The organism is Streptomyces sp. NPDC048523 (genome assembly GCF_043199815.1).
GTDB lineage: Bacteria > Actinomycetota > Actinomycetes > Streptomycetales > Streptomycetaceae > Streptomyces.
This window is the reverse complement of sequence record NZ_JBICWQ010000001.1, coordinates 1,723,785-1,748,045: the sequence shown is the minus strand read 5'-3', so window position 1 is coordinate 1,748,045 and position 24,261 is coordinate 1,723,785. Positions and strand designations below refer to the sequence as shown.

Genomic DNA, 24,261 nt, shown 5'->3' with positions numbered 1-24,261 from the left:
ATCGCCCCGGATGAACCGTAGAGAACGAGTGAAACGCGTGGATCTCCTGCCCCCGCCGGCCGGCACCTCCGTAGCCCGCCGCGCCGACGCGTACGCGGCAGCGCCCCTGCTGAACTGCCTGCTGCGCGAGGTGGCCGTGCCGCTCCCGGAACCCGGCGAGCGCCCGGTGTACCGGCTGCCCGGCGGGCGGCTGCTCAGGGTGCGGGGCGATCGGCGGCCCGTCGAGCCCGAGGTGTACACGGCGGGTGGCTGGCGGCGGATCGGTCATCCCGAACTCGTGAAGCTCGTTGCCGAGGAACTCACCCGGCACACCGGAGTGTCCAACCACGAGCTGCCCGCCGAGATGATCGACAGCCGGGACGCGGTGGCCGCCCTGCTCACCGCCAGGGACCGGACGACGGCCCCCGACGACCCGTACCTGCGCTCCGAACAGTGCCTGGTCACCGGCCATCCGCACCACCCCGCGCCGAAGGCCCGCGGCGGCGGTCCCGCCGCCGCCTGGCTGCCGTACGCCCCCGAGGCGCATGCCCGTTTCCCGCTGGTCCTGCTCGGGGTGCGCGAGGACGCCGTCGTCGAGGAGGGCGACACCGAGGCCCTCGACGCGCTCGGCGAGGCCCCGTCCGGCTACCGGCTGCTGCCCGCCCACCCCTGGCAGCTCGACCTGGTGTCCTGCGCGGAGGCCTTCGAGGACGGCCGTCTGATCCGGCTCGGCACGACCGCCTTCGAGACCTGGCCCACGGCCGCGATCCGCACGGTGTACGCCCCCAGCCGGGATCTCTTCCTCAAGTTCAGTCTCGACGTCCGCATCACGAACGACATCCGCCGGCTCTGGCGCCACGACCTGCTCGGACTCCGCCGTACGGATGAAGCGGTCGCGAGCGCCTTCGCCGCGAGCCCCGGCTGCGCGGCCTGGCTGAGCGACCGCGGCTACCGCACCGCCGACTTCGCCTTCGAGGAACTCGCCGTCCTGGTCCGCGACGGACTGCGCGGCCATGTCCTGCCCGGGGCGACCCCGCTGCTCGCCGCCGCCCTGGTGGAGGGCTTCGAGGGCAGCCCGCTCGACGGCACCGGGGATCCGGCGGGCTGGTGGGAGGCGTACCTGGGCGCGGTCGTCCCGCCCGCCTTCGCGGCCTTCGCCGACCACGGCGTCGTCCTCGAGGCGCATCTGCAGAACACCCTGGTCGCCGTGGACGCGGACGGTACGCCCGTGCAGGCGCTGTTCCGGGACGCCGAGGGCGTGAAGCTGCTGCCGGACGTGTCGCGCGAGGCCGGGTGGGAGCGGCTGGTGTACTGCCTGGTCGTCAACCACCTGTGCGAGATCGCCGCGGCCCTCGCCGAACGCCACCCCGGCTTCGATCCCTGGCCGGCCGCCCGCCGCCAACTGTCCCGCCACGACATCTCCCGCCACGACCTCCCCGAAGCCACCGCCCTCCTCACCGCGCCCACCCTCCCCGGCAAGACGAACCTGCTGCTGCGGTGGACAGGGGCGGACGGGGCGGACGCCCGCTACCTGCCGCTGCCGAACCCGCTGTCCGGCACCTGACCCGAAGCCGGTCTGCTCCTCCGTCGGCCTCAGTTCCTTCTGAGGCCGACGGCCTGAGCGATCGCCACCGCGCCTGCCAGCACTCCGGCGGCCAGGGCGAGCAGGACACCCGTGGACCCGAGGAGGTCCGCGGAGTCCGAGGCGTTCTGCAGATCCCCGAGCAGGATGTTGACCGGCGAGACGCCCCTGCCCAGCAGGACCGCCAGCAGCAGGACCAGGGCCGCCACGAGTGCGTAGCCCTGGTGCCGGAAGAGTGGACGCGAGCAGAGCACGCCGATGGCGACGCCGGTCACGGCACAGGTGAGCTGGGCCTCCACACCCAGCACGGCGTCGGCCGCCGTGAAGGTGTGGGACCCGAACAGCAGCGGCAGGAGCAGACCCGCCACCGTCAGCGGCAGGCACCACAGCAGGGCCGTGGCCACCGATCCGAGCAGCACCCGCAGCTGGCTGCCCGCGCTGACGATCACGACCGAGCGGTGCGCCGGGTCCTCTAGGCCGATCAGTGCCATGGTCGACCAGACCGAACACACCAGCATGGCGCCGGCCGCCGAGCCGTAGGTGGCCGCGAGCGGGCCCGAGTCGCTGCTGGTCAGCACCGCCAGCAGCCCGACGAACAGCAGCAGGGGCGCGAGGAAACGCTGGGACAGCAGCAGCGCCGTGACCATGTAGCGGATCAGGGCGATCACCGGGAGGAGGCCCTCCTCCCGGCCGGACGGGAGGCGCGGGCGTCGTCGGCCCTCGCGACACCCTCCACGGACCATCGGTGCCGCAGTGCCGTGAGCAGGACGGTGTCCGAGTGCTCGCGCGTCACCCGCAGGACGAGCGCCCCGCCCCGACGCGCAGCGTCGAGCACGCCCGGCAGGTCGTACCAGCTCACCTCGGTGGGCGGGGCACCGGTGGGCGGCGCCGTCAGGACCAGTTCGACCTCCGGGGGCCGCCCTTGTGCACGCGTCCCGTCCCGCGGGGTGACCCGGCCGTCGCCGAGTACGTGGACGCCGGTGGCGTGCGTCCGGGTGATCGCCTCTCGATGGTCGGTGAAGACCACGGCCCCGCCCCGGGCGGCCACCTGCTCGATGAACTCGGCCAGAACACCGTGGGCCGAGGCGTCCAGACCCGACCAGGGTTCGTCGAGCACCAGCAGATCGGGTTCGACGAGCAGCGCCTGGGCCAGTGCCACCTTCTGCGCGTTGCCCTTGGACAGGGTGCGCAGCGCGGCGTCCGGGCCGCCCACCAGGGCCAGGCGCTCCAGCAGCAGACCCGCCCGGACGCGGGCCGCCGCCCCTGACAGACCACGGATCCGTCCCATGTGGGTGAGGTAGGAGAGCGCCGACATGCGGTCGGGAGCGGTGAAACGATCGGGTACGTAACCGATGTGCGGCGGGCGGCCCGAGACGGTTCCCGAGGTGGGCCGAGACAGTCCCACGAGGATCCTCAACAGGGTCGACTTCCCGGAGCCGTTGCCGCCGACCACCGCGAGGACGTCTTCGGCCGAGACCTCCATGTCCACGTCTCTGAGGACCCAACGCCCTCTGCCGTAACGCTTGGTGAGCCCTTCGCACCGCATCGAGGACCGCAACAGACCGACCCCTCATCCGCTGTCCGGTGTACCGCCGGACCACATTGTCCTCCAGCGACACGAGCGGTGGGCCGTCACGGCCGGCAGGCCCGGTCGGCGGCCCCGGGCGTCACAGGAGCACTCGGTCGGAGCCGGTGTCCGCGAGGAGTCGCGCGGTCTGCGGGGACGGGTGGTGCAGGCGCAGGGACGTGTGGCTCTCGGCGGCGTGCCGCGACGCGTCGAGGAAGACGCGCAGGCCGCTGGTGTCGCAGCGGCCGACGGTGCTCAGGTCGACGTCGATGGTGGTGATGCCGTCGTGCAGGCACCGGTCCAGGGCGGTCCGCACCTGGGGCGCGGTGGCCCGGTCGATCTCACCGGCCAGGGTGATCAGTGCCCGCGTGCCCCGGTCGTGCCGGTAGATGTTCAGCCGCGGAAGAGCCATGGTGCCTCCGTTCGTCGACTCCGGCCGCCCCTGCCCCTTCACATACCGACGGTCGGACGGCCGTCCCGACCGGGCTGATGCGGGACGGCTGTGGACGCCGCGGCGGCGCCGCCCTCTGACTCCCAGGCCTCGTCAGGTTCCAGCGGTGCGTCGGTGGCGGTGGCGGTGGCGGCGCCGTTGTGCCGGGTGTCCGCGGTGATGAGCGCGCTCGCCGTCAGGGGCGGGCCGTCGTGGTCGGACGCGGCAGCCATCAGCCGGGCCGCCGACTCCGCTCCGGTTTCCGGCGGGATGATCAGCAGATCCCAGCGGCCGGTGCCGTAGGAGAGCAGGAGCAGCTTGTGCGGGTCGATCTCCGGGGTGAACCAACCGACCTTGACGACATGGCCGTTCGCTGAGATCTTGCGCGGGATGACGGGCCAGTACTCGGGGTTGACGGCGATGCGCGTGATGCGGCCCCACAAGGGGTCCAACGCGTCGGCCAACGCGGGCAGTTCGCTCAGCAGATCCCGGGAGCGGGGCCACCAGGCGCCGTCCAGGAGTCCGCGGGAGGCGCCGTTCGTCTTCAGGGCGAGACGCGCTGCCGGGGCTGCGACGGGCTCGGGGTGCGGCAGGGTTGGGTTCAAGGTCGCCGACATGGCGCGGACCCGTCTCGGGCCGCCTGTGCGGCGGCCCGGGTTTCATCTCTCACCGAGAACGACCCGGCGAGGAAGCCGGTGTGCGAAATGCCCTCGGTACTGTCGACACTACTCCGCACTCGGCCGGGACGCGGGGTGCGAGTGTGCGTCGGCGCGGATGCCGAGAACGTGCCGGAGACACTGGACGATCTTGCCGCCGTACCTCATCGGGGTCCGCTTCCCTTGCGCCTGAAGGCGTCCTTGGTCTTCTCGGCGGCCTGTTTCAGGCTTCCGGAGACGCGGTCGTTCCTGCCCTGTCGTTGCAGGCGCCTGTTGTGGGTGACCCGGCCGAGCCCTTCCGTGAGCCTGCCCTTCATCGTCTGCGCCTGGTTCCTGATGCTCCGTGCAACGCTCATGGTCGGCCTCGCTGTTGTCCGGTGAGTGGGTTCTCGCGGGGACCGGGCGAGGCGGAACGGCGGCGTGCCTCGCCGGAGGTGTCACGGGCTCACGCAGGGGTGTCGACCTGTTCCGCGGTCATGAGAGCGGTCGCGGTCGACAGCGGGGCGGTGCTCGCACTCGCGGCGGCCATCAGCCGGGCGGCCGAGGGGGTGGTGGTCTCCGGGGGAACCACCAGGAGGTCCCAGCGGCCCGACGTTCCGGACAGCAGCAGGATCTTGTGCGGGTCCAGCTCCGAGGTGAACCAACCGACCTTCACCACATGGCCGTTGACGAAAACCCGGGGCGGGATGATCGGCCAGTGGCGGGGGTTGACGGCGATACGGGTGATCCGTCCCCACAGCGGGTCCAGTACGTCGGCCAGCCCGGGGAGTTCCTGGCTCAGGTCACGGGAGCGGGGCCACCAGGCGCCGTCCAGCTCGACCTGTCCGGGGGAGGGGGGTACGGGTTTGAGGGCGAGCCGTGCGGTCGAGGCCCTGAAGGGCACCGCGCGCGGGGAGGGCTGGTGGGTGATCGCGGACATCGTGCGAACCCGTCTCCGAACCCCTGCGCGTGAACAGTGGCCCGGCGCCGTTGCTCACCAGGAACGGCACCGGCATCGATGCCGGTGCGCGAAGTGCTCCCGATGAGGCCACGCTACTCCCCGAAGAGGCGGAACGGACGGCTCCGGGAGATCCCCTCATGTCCGACGGCCGTTCTGACCCGTAGAGCGACTGGTCTCCAGCCAGGACCGCGCCGGTTCGGCCGCGCTGGTGGTGTCCACGGTGAGCTGGAGGCAGGTCCCTCCTTCGCTGTCCGCCGGGAAGCTGCGCTGTTCTGTGGCGGCGAAGCAGTGACGGAGAATTTCCGCGACCTGACGGGCGACTTCGGGGGAGGCGGCGACGATACGCACGTCGGCGTGTCCGTCCGGGGGAGTTTCGGTGGGCTGCATGACGACCTCGTCGTTCCCCCGGGGGCCGGGGCCCGGGGACTGGATCCGTGGACCGGATCTTTCACCCTACTCCGGCGAGTGCGATCAGAGATTCGGCGAGCCGAGGTGTCCGCCTCGTGAGCCCGGTGGTGCCGGTGCCGGAATGGCCGAGCTGTCGACGTCGCCGGAGATGATCTGTGCCGCGAGTTCGGACAGACGAAGGTGACGGGCGCGGGCGTACGAGCGGAACGCCTCGAAGGCGTCGTCGACGGAGGCGTTCCAGCGCTCTGCCAGCACACCCTTGACCTGTTCGATCAGGACCCGGCTGGTCAGCGCGGTCTCCAGCTGGCTGTTCTCGAGATGCGACCGTTCCAGTGTGCGCTGCTGGAGTATCGCGATCGTGGCCACGTCGGCGAGGGCCTGGGCGAGCGCGGTGTCGTCGTCGCCGAGGCGGTGCGCGGTGGTCTGGAAGAGGTTGAGCGCGCCGACGACCCGGCGGCGCAGACGCAGCGGGATGGCGTGTGTGCTCACATACCCCGTCTCGCGGGCTCGTGCCGCGAAGCGCGGCCAGCCCATGGTCGGCTCCGGGCACGTCAGGTCGATGTCGGTCCGGGCGGTGCCGGTGCGGTAGCACTCCACGCACGGGCCCTGGTCGTGCTGGAGGGCGAAGAGCTCCAGCAGCCGGGTGCGTTCGTCGGAGGCCGCGATGATCTGCAGTTCGCCCTGTGCGTCCGCGAGCAGGATCCCGGCCGCTGACACGTCGAGCAGTTCGACGCACCGCGCCGACAGCCGCTGGAGCAGGTCGATGACGTCGAAGTCCTCGACGAGGGAGTCCGCCACCTCGACGAAGATCTCGGCCAGACGTCGTTCGCGGGCCATGCCGATCATCCCTTTCCACCGTCGGGCGAATGCGGCCCGCTTCCGTCGTCGGATTTGTCGAATTCATCGGATTCGTCACTGAAGTGGAGCCTGCGGGTGACCACGGCCTCCGCCACCTCCCCGAGGGGATGCGCGCTGCCGTAGGCGTGGGCCCGCAGCCGCAGCAGAGCCTCCTCCATGGAGACGCCCAACTGGACGCTGACCATCCCGGTGGCCTGGTGCACGACCGCTCGGCGCAGCCCCGACGGCTGCCGCACGCCCATGGCGAAGCCCTGCACACCCGCCTCCTCGCCGCGGGGTTCCCCGTTCAGGAACGCGCTGGTCAGCATGGCCGACAGGGCGACGGCGTCCGCGTACTGCTGCCGGCTCAGCTGCCGGTCCCGGTCGCACAGCACGGTCAGCACCCCGATACGGATGGCGCCGATACCCAGCGGAAAGCAGCACACGCCGTGCACGGCGCCCAGCTCGCGCACGGCCGGCAGCAGCGCCGGCCACCGCGCGGGGCGCACCCGCTCCAGGTCCGGCTCCAGGACGGGTGAACCAGTGCGGACCGCCTCGGGGCCCGGCCCCTCGCCGAGTGTGAACTGGAGCTCCTCGAACCGCCCGCTGAGTCCGGGGTGAGACCACAGCGGCTCGGCCGACCGCTCGGGGCCGACCAGCAGCGACAGCGTGACACCCGCGGCGCCCAGGGCTCGCGCGCACGCCTGGGCCGGGTCGCCGACCCGGCCCAGGCGCAGCGACCGCAGGACCTCGGCCATGCCGTCGCTGATCACTGTTCCGCATTCCACACCCGCTGCGGCGGCCGCGGCACCACGGTGCGGGGCGCCGCCCGGCCCGCGCCGGGCATTACGTCGCCCGGTATGCCGTCGCGCGGCTCGCGGGTATGTCCTGCCAGGCGTCCTGGGCACTGGCGTACCGGGGGAAACGCTCCAGCAGACCCGCGGCCCTGAACACGAGACCTGTGCCTGGCCGGTGGTGCGCGATGCGGACCCATCCGAGCCGCTCATGACAGTCCTTCCACGTCGCGCACAGCGGGGCCAGGACGCTGCCGTCCATGAACGTGACGTCGCCCAGATCGACGATGAGGAACAGCCGTCCGCTGCCGTGCCGGGCGTCTTCCAGATCACGTGCGAAGGCCGACACGGTCGTCAGATCCAACTCGCCGCCCGCCGTGACCAAACGCAACTCGTCGAACAGGTCGGGATGCGGGCCCATGCGCCCCATCTCCTCCGTCGCTGGAGTGGCTTTCGCCTTGCGCAGAGCCTCAGTTGCGCGGAACGGAACTACACGGAGAGGGCCGGGGTCCCGGGCGCCGTACGACGACCCTACCGTCGTGGGAAGATCGGACCGCCCCTTCTCCGGGAATCCATAAGGGCGGTCGAAATTGTCGTCCCCGGTCGGTTCTTGATGAGATCGGGACTGAAAGGGCAGGGTGGGTCTCGGCCGGTGTTTCACTGACCGGTTGGAGAAATGTGAACCCGCGACCACCGCGCCGGTGTTCCCCTGCCCGTCATAGAGCTGCACACCCGGATGTTCCGCCACTAAGGCCGCGCCACTGAGGGCCGCGTCGCTACGGCCGGGCCCCGGTCGCCGTGCCGCTACGGCCGCGACACCGCCCCGGTCTCCTCGCGGGGGTGCGGGTACTCCGCCGTGCGGTGCTGGAAGGCGAGCACCTTGGGGTTCTGGACGACACCGCGGCGGATCTCGATGGCGTGCCGGATCGTGTCGTCGGCGTCCCAGCTGTCGGGGCCCCGGAGCACGACGTCCAGATACGGAAGCAGGGCCTCGCTGTTCTCCCAGGTCGCCGAGTTCCACAGGTAGGAGGGGCTGTGGTCCACCCCGTAGTACCTGACGTGGTCGCCGACGGTGAACATCGGGTCGGCGAAGGTGGTGGGCCGGGCCCAGCCGAAGCCCATGCCCTCGTCGCAGGAGACGTCGATGACCAGCGTGCCGGGGGCCAGCTTGGGCAGGTCCTCGTCGAGCAGGAACATCAGCGGCGCGTCGGTGTCCTGCAGCACGCAGTTGACGATGATGTCGTGCCCGGCGAGGAAATCGGCCAGCGGCAGCGGGCCGTCCTCGGTCAGGGCGACACTGCGTCGCGGGTCGAGGGAGTCGTCGGCCTCGTCGTGGTCGAAGTGGACGATCCGCGCGGAGTGGATCGGGGAGCTGACGGCCGTCACGCCACGCGCGGTGAGCACGTCGACGTCGTGCACGCCCAGGGCGTTGAGCGCGGTCACCGCGCCGCGGGCGGTCGCGCCGAAGCCGATGACGACCGCGCGCTGGCGCCGCCCGTAGTCGCCGGTCACGCCGGTCAGCTGCATGGCGTGCAGGACCGAGGAGTACCCGGCCAGCTCGTTGTTCTTGTGGAAGACGTGCAGGTTGAAGGCGCCGCTGCGGGTCCAGTGGTTCATCGCTTCGAAGGCGATCAGGGTGAGCCGCCGGTCGATGGCGGTCTGGGTGAGTTTCTCGTCCTGGACGCAGTGCGGCCAGCCCCACAGGACCTGCCCCTCGCGCAGTTCCGCCAGGTCTTCGCGCAGTGGCTTGGCCAGCAGGATCACATCGCATTCGGCGATGAGTTCCTCGCGGGTACGGAAACCCGCGACGAGCGGGGCGAGCAGGCTGTCGGGGACGCCGAAATGCTCTCCGTAGTTTTCCTGGAGGTAGATCCGCTTGCGGAGACCGGAGTCGACACGGTCGAAATGAGCGGGGTGAAGGGGCAGACGATGCTCGTTTTCCTTGCGGGTCTGCGACATGATTCCGAGCGTGAGCTGCTGCAAAATTCCCCTTTGGTTACTTCCTGTCTAGCACACCGGGGCAATGCGGCAACCGCTCGTGACGGGCCGGACCAGAGAGACGGCAGGGAGAGACGGCAGGGAGAGACGGCAGGCTCGGGCCGCCGGCGATCACCCGGTTACCATGGTCAGTCACAAGGTTGAAGGGTGGGTGACCTGAGGGACATGCTGAGAGAGGTCACCGCGACCCGCTACGTCGAACCCCTGCGCTCCGGCGGCTCCGTCCCCGGTGTCGTCGAGGCCGACGACCTGGGGACGTACGTCGTGAAGTTCACCGGCTCCGCCCAGGGCCGCAAGGCGCTGGTCGCCGAGGTGATCGTCGGTGAGCTGGCGCGGGCGCTGGGGCTGCGCTTCCCCGAACTGGTCCTCGTGCGCTTCGACCCGGCGATCGCCGACAGTGAGCCGCACCAGGAGGTGCGGGACCTCCACGCGGCGAGCGCGGGGCTGAACCTCGGCATGGACTATCTGCCGGGCGCGCGCGACTTCACCCCCGAGATCGCGAAGGTCTTCCCCGTGGACCCGCTGGAGGCCGGCCGGATCGTCTGGCTCGACGCCCTCACGGTCAACGTCGACCGTACGGTCCACAGCTCGAACCTGATGGTCTGGCCGACCCTCGGCATCACGCCCCCGCGGCTGTGGCTGATCGACCACGGTGCCGCTCTCGTCTTCCACCACCGCTGGGACGGCACGGACCCGTCGAAGTCCTACGACTTCCGCCATCACGCCCTGGGCCACTACGGCCCCGACGTGCGCGCCGCCGACGCGGAACTCGCGCCCAAGGTCACTCTCGACGTCCTGCGCGAGGTCGCCGCGGCCGTCCCCGACGCCTGGCTCACCGACTTCGGGACCCCGGCCCAGGCACGCGAGGCCTATGTGACGTATCTGCACGCGCGCGTGGGCGCCTCCGCGTCGTGGCTGCCCACCGACTTCCCCTCCCGGGACGAACTCGCCGCCGAGGAGGCGCGCCGGACGGCGAGAAATCAGCAAGGACGTCCCGCGTGGCTCAAGCAGGTGCCCGACCTGCACGGCAAGCCCGCGGCCGAACAGGATTGGTCGGTGCATCTCGGATGAGTGGCCGCGTCGAGATCGAGTACTGCACCCAGTGCCGCTGGCTGCCCCGCGCGGCCTGGCTGGCGCAGGAGTTGCTGACGACCTTCGAGGACGAGCTGACGGAACTGGCGCTGAAGCCCGGCAAGGGCGGGATCTTCGTCGTGCGCGTCGACGACGAGCTCGTCTGGGACCGGCGGGAGCAGGGCTTCCCGGAGCCCACGGCGGTGAAGCAGGCCGTACGCGACCGAGTGGCCCCGGGGAAGTCCCTGGGCCACTCGGACAAGGTCTCTCAGGGGGACGCGAGCCCCTGAGGCGTGTCAGTTTCCGAGGCGTGTCAGCCCCTGAGCTGCTCGTACGCCGGCAGTGTCAGGAAGTCCGCGTAGTCGTCGTCGAGGGAGACCTGGAGCAGCAGGTCGTGGGCCTGCTGCCAGTGGCCGGCCGCGAAGGCCTCCTCGCCGATCTCCTGGCGGATGTTCGAGAGCTCCTCGGCGGCGACCTTGCGGGCCAGCTCGGGAGTCGCGCGTTCGCCGTTCTCGAACTCGACACCCGCGTTGATCCACTGCCAGATCTGCGAACGGGAGATCTCGGCGGTGGCCGCGTCCTCCATGAGGTTGAAGATGGCCACCGCGCCGAGCCCGCGCAGCCATGCCTCGATGTAACGGATGCCGACCTGGACGGCGTTGACCAGGCCGTTGTACGTCGGCCTGGCCTTCAGCGAGTCGATCGCGATGAGGTCGGCCGCCTCGACGTGGACGTCCTCGCGCAGGCGGTCCTTCTGGTTGGGCCGGTCACCGAGGACCTTGTCGAAGGACTCCATGGCGATCGGCACCAGGTCGGGGTGGGCGACCCAGGAACCGTCGAAACCGTCGGCCGCCTCACGGTCCTTGTCGGCGCGGACCTTCTCGAAGGCCACCTTGTTCACCTCGGCGTCCCGGCGGGAGGGGATGAACGCCGCCATGCCGCCGATCGCGTGCGCACCGCGCTTGTGGCAGGTGCGGACGAGGAGTTCGGTGTACGCGCGCATGAACGGGGCCGTCATCGTGACGGCGTTGCGGTCCGGCAGGACGAACTTGGCGCCGCCGTCACGGAAGTTCTTGACGATGGAGAACAGGTAGTCCCAGCGGCCCGCGTTCAACCCGGAGGCGTGGTCGCGGAGTTCGTAGAGGATCTCCTCCATCTCGTACGCGGCCGTGATCGTCTCGACCAGTACGGTCGCGCGGATGGTGCCCTGCGGGATGCCGGTGTACTCCTGGGCGAAGACGAATACGTCGTTCCACAGGCGCGCTTCGAGGTGCGACTCGGTCTTGGGGAGGTAGAAGTACGGGCCCTTGCCGAGGTCGAGCAGGCGCTGCGCGTTGTGGAAGAAGTACAGGCCGAAGTCGACGAGGGCGCCGGGGACCTGGGCGCCGTCGGCGTCGACCAGGTGCCGTTCGTTCAGGTGCCAGCCGCGCGGGCGCATGACGACCGTGGCGAGCTCTTCGGCGGCCTTGAGCGCGTAGGACTTGCCGGACCGCTCGTCCGTGAAGTCGATGTTCCGGGTGTACGCGTCGGCCAGGTTGACCTGCCCGAGGACGACGTTCTCCCACGTCGGCGCCGAGGCGTCCTCGAAGTCCGCGAGCCACACCCTGGCCCCTGAATTGAGGGCGTTGATGGTCATCTTGCGGTCGGTGGGACCGGTGATCTCGACCCGGCGGTCGTCCAGGGCCGCGGGGGAGGGGGCCACCCTCCACGAGTCGTCCGCGCGGATCGCGGCGGTCTCGGGGAGGAAGTCGAGCGTGGAGGTGCGGGCGATCTCGGCGCGGCGCTCGGCACGGCGGGCGAGGAGCTCGTCACGCCGGGGCGTGAACCGGCGGTGCAGCTCGGCCACGAAGGCGAGGGCCGCCTCGGTGAGGACCTCGTCCTGCCGCGGCAGGGGCTCGGCGTCGACGATGGCCAGCGGGGACGGCGCTGGTGCGGACATGAGCGGTCACTTCCTTCAGCGGTGGCACCGGGTGCCAGTCGAACCGGGTACGCGGGCGGCGCCCCTCGCAAGGGTAGGGCGCTTCTGAACAGTGGATACTAGTTTCCTCATTGTGGAAGTTCAATGTTTTGTTGATGTCGAGATTCTCCGGGTCGAGCAAGGGTGGCTCTGCGTGCCACCACGTTCACTCAAGGTGCGCCAGATCCCCCGGCGTGTCGATGTCGTACGGCTCGGCCACGTCCCCGCACTCGACGAGCGTGATGTTGTCCTGGTGTTCCTTCAGGTAGGCGCGTGCCCCCCGGTCACCGGTCGCAGTCGCCGCGATCCCGGCCCAGTGCGTGGCGCCGAAGAGCACGGGATGGCCCCGTACGCCGTCGTAGGCGGCCGAGACGAGCGAGGTCTCGTCCTCGTACGCGGCGAGCACCCGGCGCACGGCCCGCGCCCCGATACCGGGCTGGTCGACGAGCGAGACCAGCGCCGCCCGCGCCGTCGTTCCGGCGAGCGAGTCGAGCCCGGCCCGCAGTGAGGACCCCATGCCGTCGGCCCACTCCGGGTTCTCCACGAGCACGCAGTCACCGAGCTCGGCCCGCTCCCGTACGACCGCCGCGGCCGCTCCCAGCACCACGTGCACGCGAATGCAGCCGGCCGCCCGCAGGACACCGACCGCGTGTTCGACGAGCGGGCGGCCCCGGTGTTCCAGCAGCGCCTTGGGCCGCCCGCCCAGTCGCCGCCCGCCGCCCGCGGCCAGCAGCACCGCGGCGACCTGCTGTTCGTTCTCCGTCATGCGTCCTGCATACCTGACGCATGGGCTGAATTTCGGTCCGCACGGTGGCGCGCGGCGCTCCGCGTGGCGTTTACTGACCCGCGTCCCCCGGGGCCCGACCACTGCCGAGGGGTCTTCATGACGCCGGGGCGCACAAAGGAGTGCGGGGGAGAGCTGTGTTGCGGAGCTTGGGGCAGAGGCCGGTGACCGGCAGCGACAACGATCCGAGAGTGGCGGAACTGCGGAGCGCGGTGTCCCGGCTGCGCCGCGAACTCGCCGCGCACCCGGCCGAGTTCCCCGACCGGGGCATCGCCGAGGACGAACTCGCCGCGCTGGCCGCCATGACGATCGACGGTACGCCCGAAGTCCCACGTCTGCGGCGGTCGTTGCTGCTGATCGCGGGGGCGATCGGGTCGATGAGCGCGCTGTCGCGGGGCCTGACCGATGTGCGCAGGGCAGTGGAGTCGTTCGGGGAGCCGAGGCGCTAGCCTGCCGTAGCGGTCCTTGTGTCACGAAGCCACGCCGGCCCCGGCATGAACCCGTTGCCGACGGGGTTGTAGTCGGACCACGTGCACGAGACGCATGCCTTCATCCGAGCCGCCCGCGGCAGCTTGCGCTGGACATCGATGGTCGGCGCGCACGCCCCTGATCGTCGTACGGATCAGCTCCCGCCCGTCCGACTCGAAGACGATCTCCTCCGTGCCGTGCCGGTCGGTGTACCGCCCCGGCCGCACGGCAAGGGCGTCACGCCGGGTTCTGGGTGGCCAGCGCCTCCGACAGTTCCGCGGCCACCTGCTGAAGCATGGGCACGATCTTCTCGGTGGCGGCCTCGGTGACCCGTCCGGCCGGGCCGGAGATCGAAATGGCGGCGGCGGTGGGGGAGTTGGGCACCGAGACCGCGAGGCAGCGGACGCCGATCTCCTGCTCGTTGTCGTCGACCGCGTAGCCCTGGCCGCGCACGTCCTTGAGGGCCGCGAGAAAGCCGTCCGGGGTGGTGATCGTCTTCTCCGTCGCGGCCGGCATACCGGTCCGGGCGAGCAGGGCGCGCACCTCGTCGTCGGGGGTGTTGGCGAGCAGGGCCTTGCCGACGCCGGTGGAGTGCGGCAGGACGCGCCGGCCGACCTCGGTGAACATCCGCATCGAGTGCTTCGACGGCACCTGGGCGACGTAGACGATCTCGTCCCCGTCGAGCAGCGCCATGTTGGCCGTCTCGCCGGTCTCCTCGACCAGGCGGGCGAGGTAGGGGCGGGCCCAGGTGCCGAGCAGCCGGGCGGCCGACTCGCCGAGGCGGATCAGGCGCGGGCCGAGGGCGTAGCGCCGGTTGGGCTGCTGGCGGACGTATCCGCAGGACACGAGTGTCCGCATCAGGCGGTGGATGGTGGGCAGCGGCAACCCGCTGCTCGCGGCCAGTTCGCTCAGGCCGACCTCTCCGCCCGCGTCCGCCATCCGCTCCAGCAGATCGAAGGCGCGCTCGAGGGACTGGACCCCGCCACCGGCGGACTTGGCGGAGTCGGTGGTGCTGGCGCTGGACGTCGGCACGGCGCGTTCCTTTCGGGGCTGCCTTTCGGTCTGGGCAGGAGGGCAGAAGCCTACCCGGCAGTCGGTTGACTCCCCGCTGGTGCATGGCTACGTTCTGTCTGTCGGAATATTAATTCCGCTTTGTGGAAACGTCCAGAGTGCCGACGCAGGGTGCACTGTGAGGAAGTGTGCCCTTGACGGCGCTCGACCGGGAGTGAAGACTCCTTCAACAGAAAGTTGAATTCCGTTACGCGGAAGTTAACGGCGGCAGAGAGGGGTCCGGGTGTCCGACACTGAACTGGTGCTGCGCTCGACGCGCGTCATCACACCCGAGGGGACGCGGCCCGCGTCGGTCGCGGTCGCCGGCGGGAAGATCGCCGCCGTACTGCCGTACGAGGCCCCGGTCCCCGGCAGTGCCCGCCTGGTGGACCTCGGCGACGACGTCCTGCTGCCCGGCCTCGTCGACACCCATGTGCACGTCAACGACCCCGGCCGCACCGAGTGGGAGGGCTTCTGGACCGCCACGCGCGCGGCGGCGGCCGGCGGCATCACCACCCTCGTCGACATGCCCCTCAACTCCCTCCCGCCCACCACGACGGTCGACCACCTCCGTACCAAGCAGGAGGTCGCCGCCGACAAGGCCCACATCGACGTCGGCTTCTGGGGCGGCGCCCTGCCCGACAACGTCAAGGACCTGCGCCCGCTGCACGAGTCGGGCGTCTTCGGCTTCAAGGCGTTTCTGTCACCGTCCGGCGTGGACGAGTTCCCGCATCTCGACCAGGACGGCCTCGCCCGGTCGCTGGCCGAGATCGCCTCCTTCGGGGGGCTGCTGATCGTGCACGCCGAGGACCCGCACCACCTGGAGGCCGCCCCGCAGCAGCCCGGGCCCCGGTACGCGGACTTCCTGGCGTCCCGTCCGCGCGATGCCGAGGACACGGCGATCGCCCAACTCATCGCCCAGGCGAAGCGGTTGGACGCACGCGTGCACGTGCTCCACCTGTCGTCGAGCGACGCGCTCCCGCTGATCGCCCGGGCGAAGGCGGAGGGCGTCCGCATCACCGTCGAGACCTGCCCGCACTACCTCACCCTGACCGCCGAGGAAGTCCCGGACGGCGCCAGCGAGTTCAAGTGCTGCCCGCCCATCCGCGAGTCCGCCAACCAGGACCTGCTCTGGCAGGCGCTGGCCGACGGCACCATCGACTGCGTGGTCACCGACCACTCCCCGTCCACGGCCGACCTCAAGACGGACGACTTCGCCACCGCGTGGGGCGGCATCTCGGGCCTCCAGCTGAGCCTGGCGGCGGTGTGGACGGAGGCGCGCAGACGCGGTCACTCGCTGGACGACGTGGTCCGCTGGATGTCCGCGCGGACCTCCCAACTGGCCGGCCTGGACCGCAAGGGAGCCATCGAGGCCGGCCGCGACGCCGACTTCGCGGTCCTCGCACCCGACGAGACCTTCACCGTCGACCCGGCGGCCCTCCAGCACCGCAACCGCGTCACGGCGTACGCGGGCAAGACCCTGTACGGCGTCGTGAAGTCGACCTGGCTGCGCGGCGAACGCATCGTGGCGAACGGGGAGTTCACGGCTCCCCGGGGTCAACTGCTCACCCGTACGCCCTGATCCACCCGCACCGGAAACTCCAGAAAGGCACATGGACGTGACGGCGATTCCCAGCTTCACCGGCGACGCGAACCCGTACGGGGGCGGTGACCCGTACGCGGACTACCGCACCGCCGATTTCCCCTTCACCCAGTACGCCAACCTCGCCGCACGAAGCCTCGGCGCCGGAGTCGTCGCCGCCAACGACGAGTTCTTCGCCCAGCGCGAGAACCTGCTGATGCCCGAGCGGGCCGAGTTCGACCCCGAGCACTTCGGGCACAAGGGCAAGATCATGGACGGCTGGGAGACGCGGCGCCGCCGGGGCGCCTCGGCCGAGCACCCCTGGCCGACGGCCGAGGACCACGACTGGGCGCTGGTGCGGCTGGGCGCGCCCGGGGTGATCCGCGGGATCGTGGTGGACACGGCCCACTTCCGCGGCAACTACCCGCAGGCGGTGTCGGTCGAAGGCACGTCCGTGGCAGGGTCCCCGTCCCCGGAGGAACTGCTGGGCGACGACGTGAAGTGGACGACGCTGGTCCCGCGGACGCCGGTCGGCGGCCACGCCGCGAACGGCTTCCCGGTGTCGCTGGAACAGCGCTTCACCCACCTGCGGGTCAACCAGCACCCCGACGGCGGCATCGCCCGCCTGCGCGTGTACGGCGAGGTCGTCCCGGACCCGGCGTGGCTGGAGATCCTCGGCACCTTCGACGTGGTCGCCCTGGAGAACGGTGGCCAGGCGGAGGACGCGTCGAACCTCTTCTACTCACCGGCGTCCAACACCATCCAGCCGGGCCGCTCCCGCAAGATGGACGACGGCTGGGAGACCCGCCGCCGCCGTGACCAGGGCAACGACTGGATCCGCTACCGACTGGTGGCCCAGTCCCAGATCCGCGCGATCGAGATCGATACGGCGTATCTGAAGGGGAACAGTGCGGGCTGGGCCTCGGTGTCGGTCCGCGACGGCGAGGGGGGCGACTGGCGGGAGATCCTCCCGCGCACGCGCCTCCAGCCCGACACGAACCACCGCTTCGTGCTGCCGGCCCCCGCGGTGGGCACGCACGCGCGCGTGGACATCTTCCCGGACGGGGGGATCTCGCGCCTGCGGCTGTTCGGCTCGCTGACCGAGAGCGGCGCGGCGGCGCTGTCGGCGAGGCACCAGGAACTGGGCGGCTGAGGCGGTCCCCCGGGGGACAACCCCCCGGGGGGAGAGGCAGCGGGGGGCGAGAGGTGGGCGGCTCCCTCACGCCGCGGGCTGCCTCACGCCGCGTGCCCCCCGTCCACGGAGAACTCCGCACCGGTGACGTACTCCGCGTCCGCCAGATACGCCACCATCGACGCCACTTCCTCCGCCGTCCCGAACCGCCCCGCCGCGGTCAGCGCGGCCTGCCCCGCCGCGAACGGCCCGTCCCCCGGATTCATGTCCGTGTCGATGGGCCCGGGATGCACGATGTTCGCCGTGATGCCCCGCGGCCCCAGCTCACGCGCGAGGGCCTTCGTCAGCCCGATCAGAGCCGACTTGCTCGTCGCGTACAGGGTTCCGCCGGGGCCGGGCACCCGCTGGGTCATACAGCTCCCGATGGTGATGATCCGTCCCCCGTCCCGCATCCGGGCGGCCGCCGCCTGAGAGGCCAGGAACACCCCGCGCACGTTCACGGCCAGCACCCGGTCGACGTCCGCGAGAGACAGCTCGCCCAAGGGACCGAGCACTCCCACGCCCGCGTTGTTCACCAGCACGTCCAGCCCACCGAGTGCCTCCGCCGTACGCAGAACCGCCCCCGCCGCCTCCTCGGAGTCCGCGGAGTCCGCCCGCAGGGCGACGGCCCGCCGCCCCAGCGCCTCGATCCGCCGTACGACGTCCGAGGCCGCCTCCTTGCCGCCCACGTACGTCACGGCCACGTCCGCGCCCTCCCGCGCCAGCCGCACCGCCGTGGCCGCGCCGATCCCCCGGCTGCCCCCGGTGACGAGCGCGACCTTGCCGTTCAGAGTTCCGTAAGTCGTTGTCATGGCCCCCATCGAAGTGGCCCGGCCCCCGAACCGCTGGCGGCGAACGGACACGGCCCTCGGCCGGCCATCTTTGGATCGCAGTGCAGGCCGCCGGGGAGCCAGGTCCCTCCTCGTTGCAAACGCCATGTTGCGCGGGTGTTGACACCTCGTAGCGCGAGCATCGAGTATCTCGCCTACGAACACCCGATTGAATCGATTCAGTTCCCATCGATTCAGTTCGCTTGGGTGCCGTTCAGCGCCGGATGCCGCCCCCTTCACGCTGCACTCCGCACAGCGAAAGCAGGAGTCCACGATGAACCATGTATCGCGCCGGTCCGCCCTGCGCTCGGCCATAGCCGTGGCTCTCACGCCCACTCTTGGTTCCCTTGCGCTCCCCGGGCTCGCGTCCACGGCGTCCGCAGCGGTTTCCTGGTCGGCCAGGTGGATCTGGGCGCCGTCCAGCGCGACGAACCAATGGGTGGCGTTCCGTAGATCGTTCACTCTGGGTTCGGCTCCGTCGAAGGCGGTCACGCAGATCGCCGCGGACTCGAAGTACTGGCTGTGGGTGAACGGCACGCTGGTGGTGTTCGAGGGCGGGCTCAAGCGGGGCCCCAACCGCATGGACACCTACTACGACGAGATCGACCTCGCCCCGTACCTGCAGGCCGGTGGCAACACGGTCGCGCTGCTGGTGTGGTACTTCGGCAAGCAGGGCTTCTCGCACAGCAGCAGTGGCAAGGGCGGGCTGCTGTTCCAGTCGGACATCACGACCGGCTCCACTGTGACCCGGCTCGTCAGCGACACCGGTTGGAAGCACACCGTCCACCCCGGCTACTCGAACAACACGAGCGGAACACAGGTCAACTTCCGGCTGCCGGAGTCGAACGTCTACTACGACGCCCGCAACGCCACGGGTATGACCGGCTGGCAGTCCTCCGGGTTCGACGAGAGTGGCTGGACGGCGCCGACCGACTTCGGGGTCACGGGTGCGGCACCTTGGAACGCCCTGGTCGAGCGGCCGGTCCCGCAGTTCCGCTACTCCGGTCTGAGGTCCTACACCAACGCCGCGTCCCTGCCGGGCGCCGGGCGGGGTTCCACCGCGATCTCGGGCACCCTGCCGTCCAACCTCCAAGTGACCCCGTACCTGAAGGTGGACGCCCCGGCCGGGGCGGTGATCGGCGTCCAGACCGACCACTACGACGACGGTGCGGGCCTGGTGGGCATCGAGCCCGGAACGCAGTACAACATGCGCGCCACCTACGTCTGCTCCGGCGGCGTCCAGGAGTTCGAGCCGCTGGCCTGGATGAGCGGGACGGCCGTGCGGTACACGATCCCGGCGGGCGTGACGATCCTGGAGCTGAAGTACCGCGAGTCCGGCTACGACACCGACTTCGCCGGGTCCTTCAGCAGCAGCGACCCCTTTCTCGACACCCTGTGGGCCAAGGCCGCCCGCACCATGTACGTCAACATGCGGGACAACTACATGGACTGCCCCACCCGCGAGCGGGCCCAGTGGTGGGGCGATGTGGTCAACCAGCTGAAGGAAGGCTTCTACACCTTCGACACCCGCTCCCACGCGCTGGGCAAGAAGGCCATCGCCCAGCTGACCTCCTGGCAGGAGTCCGGCGGCGTGCTGTACTCCCCGATCCCCACGAGCATCTGGACCAACGAACTGCCCGTCCAGATGCTCGCCTCGGTGTGGTCGTTCTGGACGTACTACCTCTACACCGGCAACGCGGACGCCGTCACGGGCGCCTACCCGGCGGTCAAGAAGTACCTGAACCTGTGGAGCCTGGACGCCGACGGCCTGGTCAACCACCGCGCCGGGGACTGGGACTGGGAGGACTGGGGCTCCGACATCGACGCCCGCGTCCTGGACAACTGCTGGTACTACCTGGCCCTCGACACCGCCGCAAAGCTCGCCGACCTCAGCGGCAACAGCGGCGACGTCGCCGCATGGAAGGCCCAGCGCGACAGCATCAAGGCCAACTTCGACCGCGTCCTGTGGAACTCCTCGCGTAACGAGTACCGCTCACCCGGCTACACCCGCGACACCGACGACCGCGCCCATGGCCTCGCCGTCGTCGCGGGCCTGGCACCCGCCTCCCGGTACCGGGCGATCACCGAGGTGCTGCGCACCCATCTCAACGCCAGCCCGTACATGGAGTTCTACGTCCTCGAGGCGCTGTATCTGATGGGCGCGGCCACGGTCGCCGAGGAGCGGATGCGCAACCGCTTCGCCGCCCAGGTCGCCGACCCCGCCTGCTACACGCTGTGGGAGGTGTGGGACAAGGCGGCCGGCACCGACAACCACGCCTGGAACGGCGGCCCGCTGTACGCGCTGTCCGCCTACGCCGCCGGTGTCCGCCCGACCAAGCCGGGCTGGCAGACATACGAGGTGATCCCGCAGACCGGCACCCTCGCAAAGATCAACACCGTGACGTCGACCGTCAAGGGTGACATCCGCATGGGCATCACCCGAGACGGAACAACCGTGACGCTGACCCTCACCTCCCCGAGCGGAACGACTGCGCGCGTGGGCGTGCCCACCTACGGCGGAGCCCAACCGGTCATCAAGGCGAACGACACCACCGTCTTCACCGGCGGTTCGTCGACCGGCGGCGTCAGCGGACTGACCTACGACGGCAAGGACTCCTCGTACGTGTACTGGGTTGTCCAGCCCGGCACCTGGACCTTCACGGCGACCGGCGTGGGACGTCTCGACGACCTCGCCCTGGGCCGGCCGGTCACCGGCAACAACAGCCTGGAGAACAGCAACTGGGGCCGCGGCCGCCTCACCGACGGCACGCTGACCAGCGTGACCGGCGCCAAGGGCTACACCAGTAACGACTTCGCCTCCGCCGACCTCAGTGCCACCCCTGTCTGGGTGGAGGTCGATCTCGGCACCGACACCGACCTCGACGCCGTACGCCTCTTCCCCCGCACCGACACTCCCGCCGCCGGCGGCGGCACGGCGGGCTTCCCCGTCGACTTCACCATCCAGACCCGGCCCGACGGATCCAGCACCTACACCACCGTCCGCGCCGTCACCGGGCAGGCGAACCCCGACGGACTGGTGCAGACGTACGGCTTCAGAACCGGCACCGCCCGCTACGTCCGTCTGCAGGCCACGCGCCTGGGTACTCCCGCCTCCGATGAGACCACCAAGTACCGCCTCCAGTTGGCCGAGCTCACCATCCCCACCGCAGGGACCACCGTCACCGCCAACTGCACGCTGGAGAACGGCGACTGGGGCAAGACCCGGGTCCTGGACGGCACCACCACCAGCGTGACCGGTACGAAGGGCTTCACCAGCATCGACTTCGCCTCCGCCGACGTCAGTGACACCCCCGTATGGATCGAGATCGACCTCGGTGCCGACCGGGCCATCGGCTCCGTCACCCTCCACCCGCGCACCGACGCCGGCGGGACCGGCGGCGGCTCGGCGGGCTTCCCCGTCGACTTCACCTTCCAGACCCGCACCGACGGCGGCACCACGTACACCACGGCCCGCACCATCACCGGCGAGCCCAACCCCAACGGAACCGCCCAGACCTACACCCTCACCTCCGCCAACGGCCGCTACCTGCGCCTGCGCGCAACCCGGCTCGGCCGGCCCGCCTCCGACGAGACCGGCAAGTACCGCCTGCAGTTGGCGGAGATCCGCACCAGGTAAGACGCCCTTCTGGCAACGGCCCGACCGTGTCCGCTCCGCACCCGTGGTTCTGCAGGGCGGGCGGGGCCGGTCGGGGGTCAGCGGGTGGTGTGAGCTGTCAACGCCTGTTCTACGTAGGGCAGTTGCACGCCGTGCTGCATTCCCGCGGTGGCACTCTCATGGCCGACCGGGAGCGGCTGTGGCGAACGAGGACATCCGGCCACGCGGCAGGGTGCCGGTCATGTCGGCGTCAGCTCCGGTGGGGGCAGGCCCGTCGGACCGGTCTCCTGCGGGCCGCTCCGGTGCCGTCAGTCCGGCACGGAGATGCCGGTAGCACAGTGGGTGCCGTTGAATCTTGGTCGGCCTGATCGCGGGTGGACGCCTCAGACGGGGTACGTGACGTCGGTGAGCTGCTGGGACACGGCCCACAGGCGCTGCTGGACGGCGGTGTCGTGGGACTTCTTGCTGGAGGCGACCACCTTGGGGTATCCGCGGGTTTCGCCCATGCCGTTGGGGCCGTAGTACTGGCCGCCGGTGGCGGCGGGATCGGTGGCCGCCCTCAGGGTGGGCAGCGCTCCCATGGAGGCCGGCTGGCTGAACAGGGGCTGGAGCAGGTCTGCCCCCTTGCGCACCAGGCCGCTCAGGTTCTGCGAGAGTTCGGTGTCCGCCGTGCCGGGATGCGCGGCGGCGGCGATGGTGCTGTGGTGCGGGGCGAGGCGGCGCTGGAGTTCGTAGGTGAACATCAGGTTGGCCAGCTTGGCCTGCCCGTAGGCGACAACCCGGTTGTAGGAGCGGTCGAACTGCAGGTCGTCGAAGTGGATGTCGGCCCGGATGCGGTGGCCGACGCTGCTGACGGTGACCACCCGGGAGCCGGGCACCGAACAAGAACGACCTGGTCACGGCCGCGATCGCCGCCTCGTTCGAAACGCTCGCCGACGACGCCGAGGAGTGCCTGCAACGGGAGGCCCAAGGTTCACCCGCCATGGCGGAGCTCACCGGCTTCCTCAACCGCGTCATGGACACCGTCGCCCACAACCGCGCCGTCAAAGCAGCCGCCCACGCGCTCAGCGCCGACCACACCGCCCACCCCGCCATGCAGGCCGTGGAAACCCGCGTCACCCAGGCCCTCGGCCGGCTCATCCGCAGCGCACAGGCTCAGGGCGCCCTGCGCGCCGACTTCACCCTCGACGACCTGTACCTGATGCTCTCCACCCTCCCCGCCGACCAGCCACCCACCGCCCGCGCCCGATGGCTCGCCCTCCTGCTCACCGGGCTCACCACCCGCTGACCGACCGTGCGGCCGGAGTGCACAGCGCGGTGCGCACCCGACTGGGAGGCGGCGGGCTGCCCTGCCATGTATCCGCCGGTCCAGGTGGGTAGGATTCACCCGCCGCCGCCGCCGCCGCCGCCGCCGCGGCAGGTCAGGGGGCAGTTCGGGCACAGCGCGCACCATCGTCGTACGGGGCGGCGACGCGCATGGTCAGTTCCTTCCTCCCCGCCCTGTCGTGTGGCTCACGACCGCCGGTGCAGCGAGTCGGCAGGTCGGGGGGTGGCCGTCCAACTGGCGAGGAGTTTGAGTCGTTCCTCGTCCGGGGTGCCCGGCTGGGCGGTGTAGATGGTCAGGGAGTGTGCTTCGCCGGCGGAGATGGGCAGGTCCAGTGGCTGGTAGGTGAGTTCCAGGGGGCCGGCGTCGGGGTGGTGGAAGCGTTTGACGCCGCCGTGGTGGATGCGCACGTTGTGGGCGGCCCACCGGGTGCGGAACTCGGTGCTGACGGTGGAGAGCTCGCCGACGAGTTCGCGCAGTGCCTTGTCGTGGGGGTAGCGGCCGGCTTCGGCGCGCAGCAGGGCGACGGTGGTGTGGGCGGCCCGGTCCCAGTCGGCGACGAAGTCGTGGGAGCCGTCGTCGAGGAAGTAGTACCGGGCGAAGTTGGGGCGATGGCGCTCGCCGGTGGTGCGACTGTCGAACATCGGCGCGAACAGGGCGCGGGCGAGTGCGTTGGTGGCCACGATGTCCAGGCGGCCGTTGGTGACGAATGCTGCGGACAGCGTCATGGAGTCGAGGAGCCACTGGACGTGGGGCGGGACGTCGACGGCTTTGCGGCGGCGCCGCGTTGCCGGGCTGGGGTGGGCGGCTTTGGCGAGGTCGAACAGGTAGATGCGTTCGTCCTCGCTCAGCTGCAGGGTGCGGGCCACCGCGTCGAGGACATCCTCGGACACGCCGCTGATGTGGCCCTTCTCCAGCCGCGTGTACCACTCGGTGCTCACCCCGGCGAGGACGGCGACCTCCTCGCGGCGCAGCCCGGGCACGCGACGTCGGCCGCTGGTGGGCAGGCCGACCTGCTCGGGCGTGAGCTGGGCACGTCGGCGGGCGAGGAAGTCACGGATGTCGGCGCGGTTGTCGGGGCGGGGTTCCATGCTTCCCACGCTACGGCCCGTAACCCCGGGCAGGGGGGTCGAGCTTGTACCCCCTATAAACGCAGCCTCCCGCGCGGGCGGCAGGAGCGGTTTGGTGGGATGCGCACCCCGATCTCGATCGCTGCG

Annotated in this window: 24 protein-coding genes and 1 pseudogene; 8 read left to right on the top strand and 17 right to left on the bottom strand. The window is 70.7% G+C overall.

From position 1 onward, the window contains the following. Window positions 1–28: 28 nt before the first annotated feature. A complete protein-coding gene (locus ACGFWE_RS07950; RefSeq protein ID WP_393598623.1) occupies window positions 29–1,543 on the top strand; it encodes an IucA/IucC family protein in 1,515 nt (504 codons plus the stop codon). 29 nt (window positions 1,544–1,572) lie between these two features. Here the strand turns inward: ACGFWE_RS07950 and ACGFWE_RS07945 are convergent, their stop codons facing one another. The 11 genes from ACGFWE_RS07945 to ACGFWE_RS07895 form a co-directional block, all read right to left on the bottom strand. Further along, the gene (locus ACGFWE_RS07945) at window positions 1,573–2,229 is read right to left on the bottom strand and encodes a hypothetical protein (protein ID WP_352381540.1); all 657 of its coding nucleotides are present in this window, start codon (window positions 2,227–2,229) and stop codon (window positions 1,573–1,575) included. Beyond that, window positions 2,226–3,107 carry an ABC transporter ATP-binding protein gene (locus ACGFWE_RS07940; protein ID WP_352382524.1) on the bottom strand — a complete coding sequence of 294 codons (882 nt, stop codon included), beginning with the start codon at window positions 3,105–3,107 and terminating at the stop codon, window positions 2,226–2,228. Before ACGFWE_RS07940 ends, ACGFWE_RS07945 begins: the two co-directional genes overlap by 4 nt. A 121-nt stretch (window positions 3,108–3,228) precedes the next feature. Continuing rightward, complete coding sequence (locus ACGFWE_RS07935) at window positions 3,229–3,540, bottom strand: STAS domain-containing protein (RefSeq protein ID WP_393598622.1); 312 nt, start codon at window positions 3,538–3,540, stop codon at window positions 3,229–3,231. A 38-nt stretch (window positions 3,541–3,578) separates the two neighbouring features. After that, window positions 3,579–4,175, bottom strand: a complete 597-nt coding sequence (locus ACGFWE_RS07930) for a DUF5994 family protein (RefSeq protein ID WP_352381536.1) — start codon at window positions 4,173–4,175, stop codon at window positions 3,579–3,581. 203 nt (window positions 4,176–4,378) lie between these two features. Beyond that, window positions 4,379–4,570, bottom strand: coding sequence for a CsbD family protein (locus tag ACGFWE_RS07925; protein ID WP_393598621.1), 192 nt, complete (start codon window positions 4,568–4,570; stop codon window positions 4,379–4,381). 89 nt (window positions 4,571–4,659) lie between these two features. Continuing rightward, window positions 4,660–5,133, bottom strand: coding sequence for a DUF5994 family protein (locus tag ACGFWE_RS07920; RefSeq protein WP_393598620.1), 474 nt, complete (start codon window positions 5,131–5,133; stop codon window positions 4,660–4,662). 156 nt (window positions 5,134–5,289) lie between these two features. After that, window positions 5,290–5,541: a hypothetical protein gene (locus ACGFWE_RS07915; RefSeq protein ID WP_352381533.1), complete on the bottom strand. Its 252-nt coding sequence runs from the start codon at window positions 5,539–5,541 to the stop codon at window positions 5,290–5,292. Window positions 5,542–5,625: 84 nt separating this feature from the next. Further along, complete coding sequence (locus ACGFWE_RS07910) at window positions 5,626–6,408, bottom strand: GAF and ANTAR domain-containing protein (RefSeq protein WP_352381531.1); 783 nt, start codon at window positions 6,406–6,408, stop codon at window positions 5,626–5,628. After that, a complete protein-coding gene (locus ACGFWE_RS07905; RefSeq protein ID WP_393598618.1) occupies window positions 6,405–7,172 on the bottom strand; it encodes a GAF and ANTAR domain-containing protein in 768 nt (255 codons plus the stop codon). The genes ACGFWE_RS07910 and ACGFWE_RS07905 overlap by 4 nt, the downstream gene beginning before the upstream one ends. Before the next feature lie 73 nt (window positions 7,173–7,245). Next, window positions 7,246–7,614, bottom strand: coding sequence for an STAS domain-containing protein (locus ACGFWE_RS07900; protein ID WP_393598617.1), 369 nt, complete (start codon window positions 7,612–7,614; stop codon window positions 7,246–7,248). A 383-nt stretch (window positions 7,615–7,997) separates the two neighbouring features. Beyond that, window positions 7,998–9,176, bottom strand: coding sequence for a N(5)-(carboxyethyl)ornithine synthase (locus ACGFWE_RS07895; protein WP_393598616.1), 1,179 nt, complete (start codon window positions 9,174–9,176; stop codon window positions 7,998–8,000). 180 nt (window positions 9,177–9,356) lie between these two features. On the opposite strand from ACGFWE_RS07895, the gene ACGFWE_RS07890 reads away from it, so the two are divergent. Together ACGFWE_RS07890 and ACGFWE_RS07885 are read left to right on the top strand one after the other, a co-directional pair. Beyond that, window positions 9,357–10,262, top strand: coding sequence for a HipA family kinase (locus tag ACGFWE_RS07890; protein WP_393598970.1), 906 nt, complete (start codon window positions 9,357–9,359; stop codon window positions 10,260–10,262). Further along, complete coding sequence (locus tag ACGFWE_RS07885) at window positions 10,259–10,552, top strand: Rdx family protein (RefSeq protein ID WP_352381525.1); 294 nt, start codon at window positions 10,259–10,261, stop codon at window positions 10,550–10,552. The genes ACGFWE_RS07890 and ACGFWE_RS07885 overlap by 4 nt, the downstream gene beginning before the upstream one ends. Window positions 10,553–10,575: 23 nt before the next feature. Here ACGFWE_RS07885 and aceB read toward each other — a convergent pair whose 3' ends face one another. Then, the gene (gene aceB / locus ACGFWE_RS07880; protein WP_393598615.1) at window positions 10,576–12,201 is read right to left on the bottom strand and encodes a malate synthase A; all 1,626 of its coding nucleotides are present in this window, start codon (window positions 12,199–12,201) and stop codon (window positions 10,576–10,578) included. Between the two features lie 184 nt (window positions 12,202–12,385). Continuing rightward, on the bottom strand, window positions 12,386–12,985 hold the full coding sequence (locus ACGFWE_RS07875) for a nucleotidyltransferase family protein (RefSeq protein ID WP_352381521.1): 600 nt from the start codon (window positions 12,983–12,985) through the stop codon (window positions 12,386–12,388). Between the two features lie 182 nt (window positions 12,986–13,167). Here ACGFWE_RS07875 and ACGFWE_RS07870 point away from each other — a divergent pair, with 182 nt between their 5' ends. Then, a complete protein-coding gene (locus tag ACGFWE_RS07870) occupies window positions 13,168–13,452 on the top strand; it encodes a DUF5955 family protein (protein WP_352381520.1) in 285 nt (94 codons plus the stop codon). A gap of 256 nt (window positions 13,453–13,708) precedes the next feature. On the opposite strand, the gene ACGFWE_RS07865 is transcribed toward ACGFWE_RS07870, so the two are convergent. Then, window positions 13,709–14,503, bottom strand: a complete 795-nt coding sequence (locus ACGFWE_RS07865) for an IclR family transcriptional regulator (RefSeq protein ID WP_352381518.1) — start codon at window positions 14,501–14,503, stop codon at window positions 13,709–13,711. A 262-nt stretch (window positions 14,504–14,765) separates the two neighbouring features. On the opposite strand from ACGFWE_RS07865, the gene allB reads away from it, so the two are divergent. Then, on the top strand, window positions 14,766–16,103 hold the full coding sequence (gene allB / locus ACGFWE_RS07860; RefSeq protein WP_352381516.1) for an allantoinase AllB: 1,338 nt from the start codon (window positions 14,766–14,768) through the stop codon (window positions 16,101–16,103). 37 nt (window positions 16,104–16,140) lie between these two features. Beyond that, the gene (gene alc, locus ACGFWE_RS07855; RefSeq protein ID WP_352381514.1) at window positions 16,141–17,256 is read left to right on the top strand and encodes an allantoicase; all 1,116 of its coding nucleotides are present in this window, start codon (window positions 16,141–16,143) and stop codon (window positions 17,254–17,256) included. An 83-nt stretch (window positions 17,257–17,339) separates the two neighbouring features. On the opposite strand, the gene ACGFWE_RS07850 is transcribed toward alc, so the two are convergent. Then, the gene (locus ACGFWE_RS07850) at window positions 17,340–18,095 is read right to left on the bottom strand and encodes a 3-oxoacyl-ACP reductase family protein (protein ID WP_352381512.1); all 756 of its coding nucleotides are present in this window, start codon (window positions 18,093–18,095) and stop codon (window positions 17,340–17,342) included. Window positions 18,096–18,543: 448 nt separating this feature from the next. On the opposite strand from ACGFWE_RS07850, the gene ACGFWE_RS07845 reads away from it, so the two are divergent. Beyond that, a complete protein-coding gene (locus tag ACGFWE_RS07845) occupies window positions 18,544–21,741 on the top strand; it encodes a discoidin domain-containing protein (protein ID WP_393598612.1) in 3,198 nt (1,065 codons plus the stop codon). A 362-nt stretch (window positions 21,742–22,103) separates the two neighbouring features. Here ACGFWE_RS07845 and ACGFWE_RS07840 read toward each other — a convergent pair. Further along, window positions 22,104–22,610, bottom strand: a pseudogene (locus ACGFWE_RS07840) (short-chain dehydrogenase); the annotation flags it as partial. Window positions 22,611–22,702: 92 nt separating this feature from the next. Here ACGFWE_RS07840 and ACGFWE_RS07835 point away from each other — a divergent pair. Then, window positions 22,703–23,008 (top strand): hypothetical protein, encoded by a 306-nt coding sequence (locus ACGFWE_RS07835; RefSeq protein WP_393598611.1) that lies wholly within the window; start codon window positions 22,703–22,705, stop codon window positions 23,006–23,008. 224 nt (window positions 23,009–23,232) lie between these two features. Here ACGFWE_RS07835 and ACGFWE_RS07830 read toward each other — a convergent pair whose 3' ends face one another. Beyond that, on the bottom strand, window positions 23,233–24,135 hold the full coding sequence (locus tag ACGFWE_RS07830; protein ID WP_393598609.1) for a helix-turn-helix domain-containing protein: 903 nt from the start codon (window positions 24,133–24,135) through the stop codon (window positions 23,233–23,235). Window positions 24,136–24,261 lie beyond the last annotated feature (126 nt).

Bases quoted from the DNA above. Each gene is read 5' to 3' on its own strand.
- ACGFWE_RS07890 (WP_393598970.1), top strand. From the start codon at position 9,357: ATGCTGAGAGAGGTCACCGCGACCCGCTACGTCGAACCCCTGCGCTCC.
- ACGFWE_RS07915 (WP_352381533.1), bottom strand. From the start codon at position 5,541: ATGCAGCCCACCGAAACTCCCCCGGACGGACACGCCGACGTGCGTATC.
- ACGFWE_RS07875 (WP_352381521.1), bottom strand. From the start codon at position 12,985: ATGACGGAGAACGAACAGCAGGTCGCCGCGGTGCTGCTGGCCGCGGGC.
- ACGFWE_RS07885 (WP_352381525.1), top strand. From the start codon at position 10,259: ATGAGTGGCCGCGTCGAGATCGAGTACTGCACCCAGTGCCGCTGGCTG.
- ACGFWE_RS07925 (WP_393598621.1), bottom strand. From the start codon at position 4,570: ATGAGCGTTGCACGGAGCATCAGGAACCAGGCGCAGACGATGAAGGGC.
- ACGFWE_RS07930 (WP_352381536.1), bottom strand. From the start codon at position 4,175: ATGTCGGCGACCTTGAACCCAACCCTGCCGCACCCCGAGCCCGTCGCA.
- ACGFWE_RS07830 (WP_393598609.1), bottom strand. From the start codon at position 24,135: ATGGAACCCCGCCCCGACAACCGCGCCGACATCCGTGACTTCCTCGCC.
- aceB (WP_393598615.1), bottom strand. From the start codon at position 12,201: ATGTCCGCACCAGCGCCGTCCCCGCTGGCCATCGTCGACGCCGAGCCC.
- ACGFWE_RS07835 (WP_393598611.1), top strand. From the start codon at position 22,703: ATGGCGGAGCTCACCGGCTTCCTCAACCGCGTCATGGACACCGTCGCC.
- ACGFWE_RS07920 (WP_393598620.1), bottom strand. From the start codon at position 5,133: ATGTCCGCGATCACCCACCAGCCCTCCCCGCGCGCGGTGCCCTTCAGG.
- ACGFWE_RS07910 (WP_352381531.1), bottom strand. From the start codon at position 6,408: ATGATCGGCATGGCCCGCGAACGACGTCTGGCCGAGATCTTCGTCGAG.
- ACGFWE_RS07935 (WP_393598622.1), bottom strand. From the start codon at position 3,540: ATGGCTCTTCCGCGGCTGAACATCTACCGGCACGACCGGGGCACGCGG.
- ACGFWE_RS07850 (WP_352381512.1), bottom strand. From the start codon at position 18,095: ATGGGGGCCATGACAACGACTTACGGAACTCTGAACGGCAAGGTCGCG.
- ACGFWE_RS07940 (WP_352382524.1), bottom strand. From the start codon at position 3,107: ATGCGGTGCGAAGGGCTCACCAAGCGTTACGGCAGAGGGCGTTGGGTC.
- ACGFWE_RS07900 (WP_393598617.1), bottom strand. From the start codon at position 7,614: ATGGGCCCGCATCCCGACCTGTTCGACGAGTTGCGTTTGGTCACGGCG.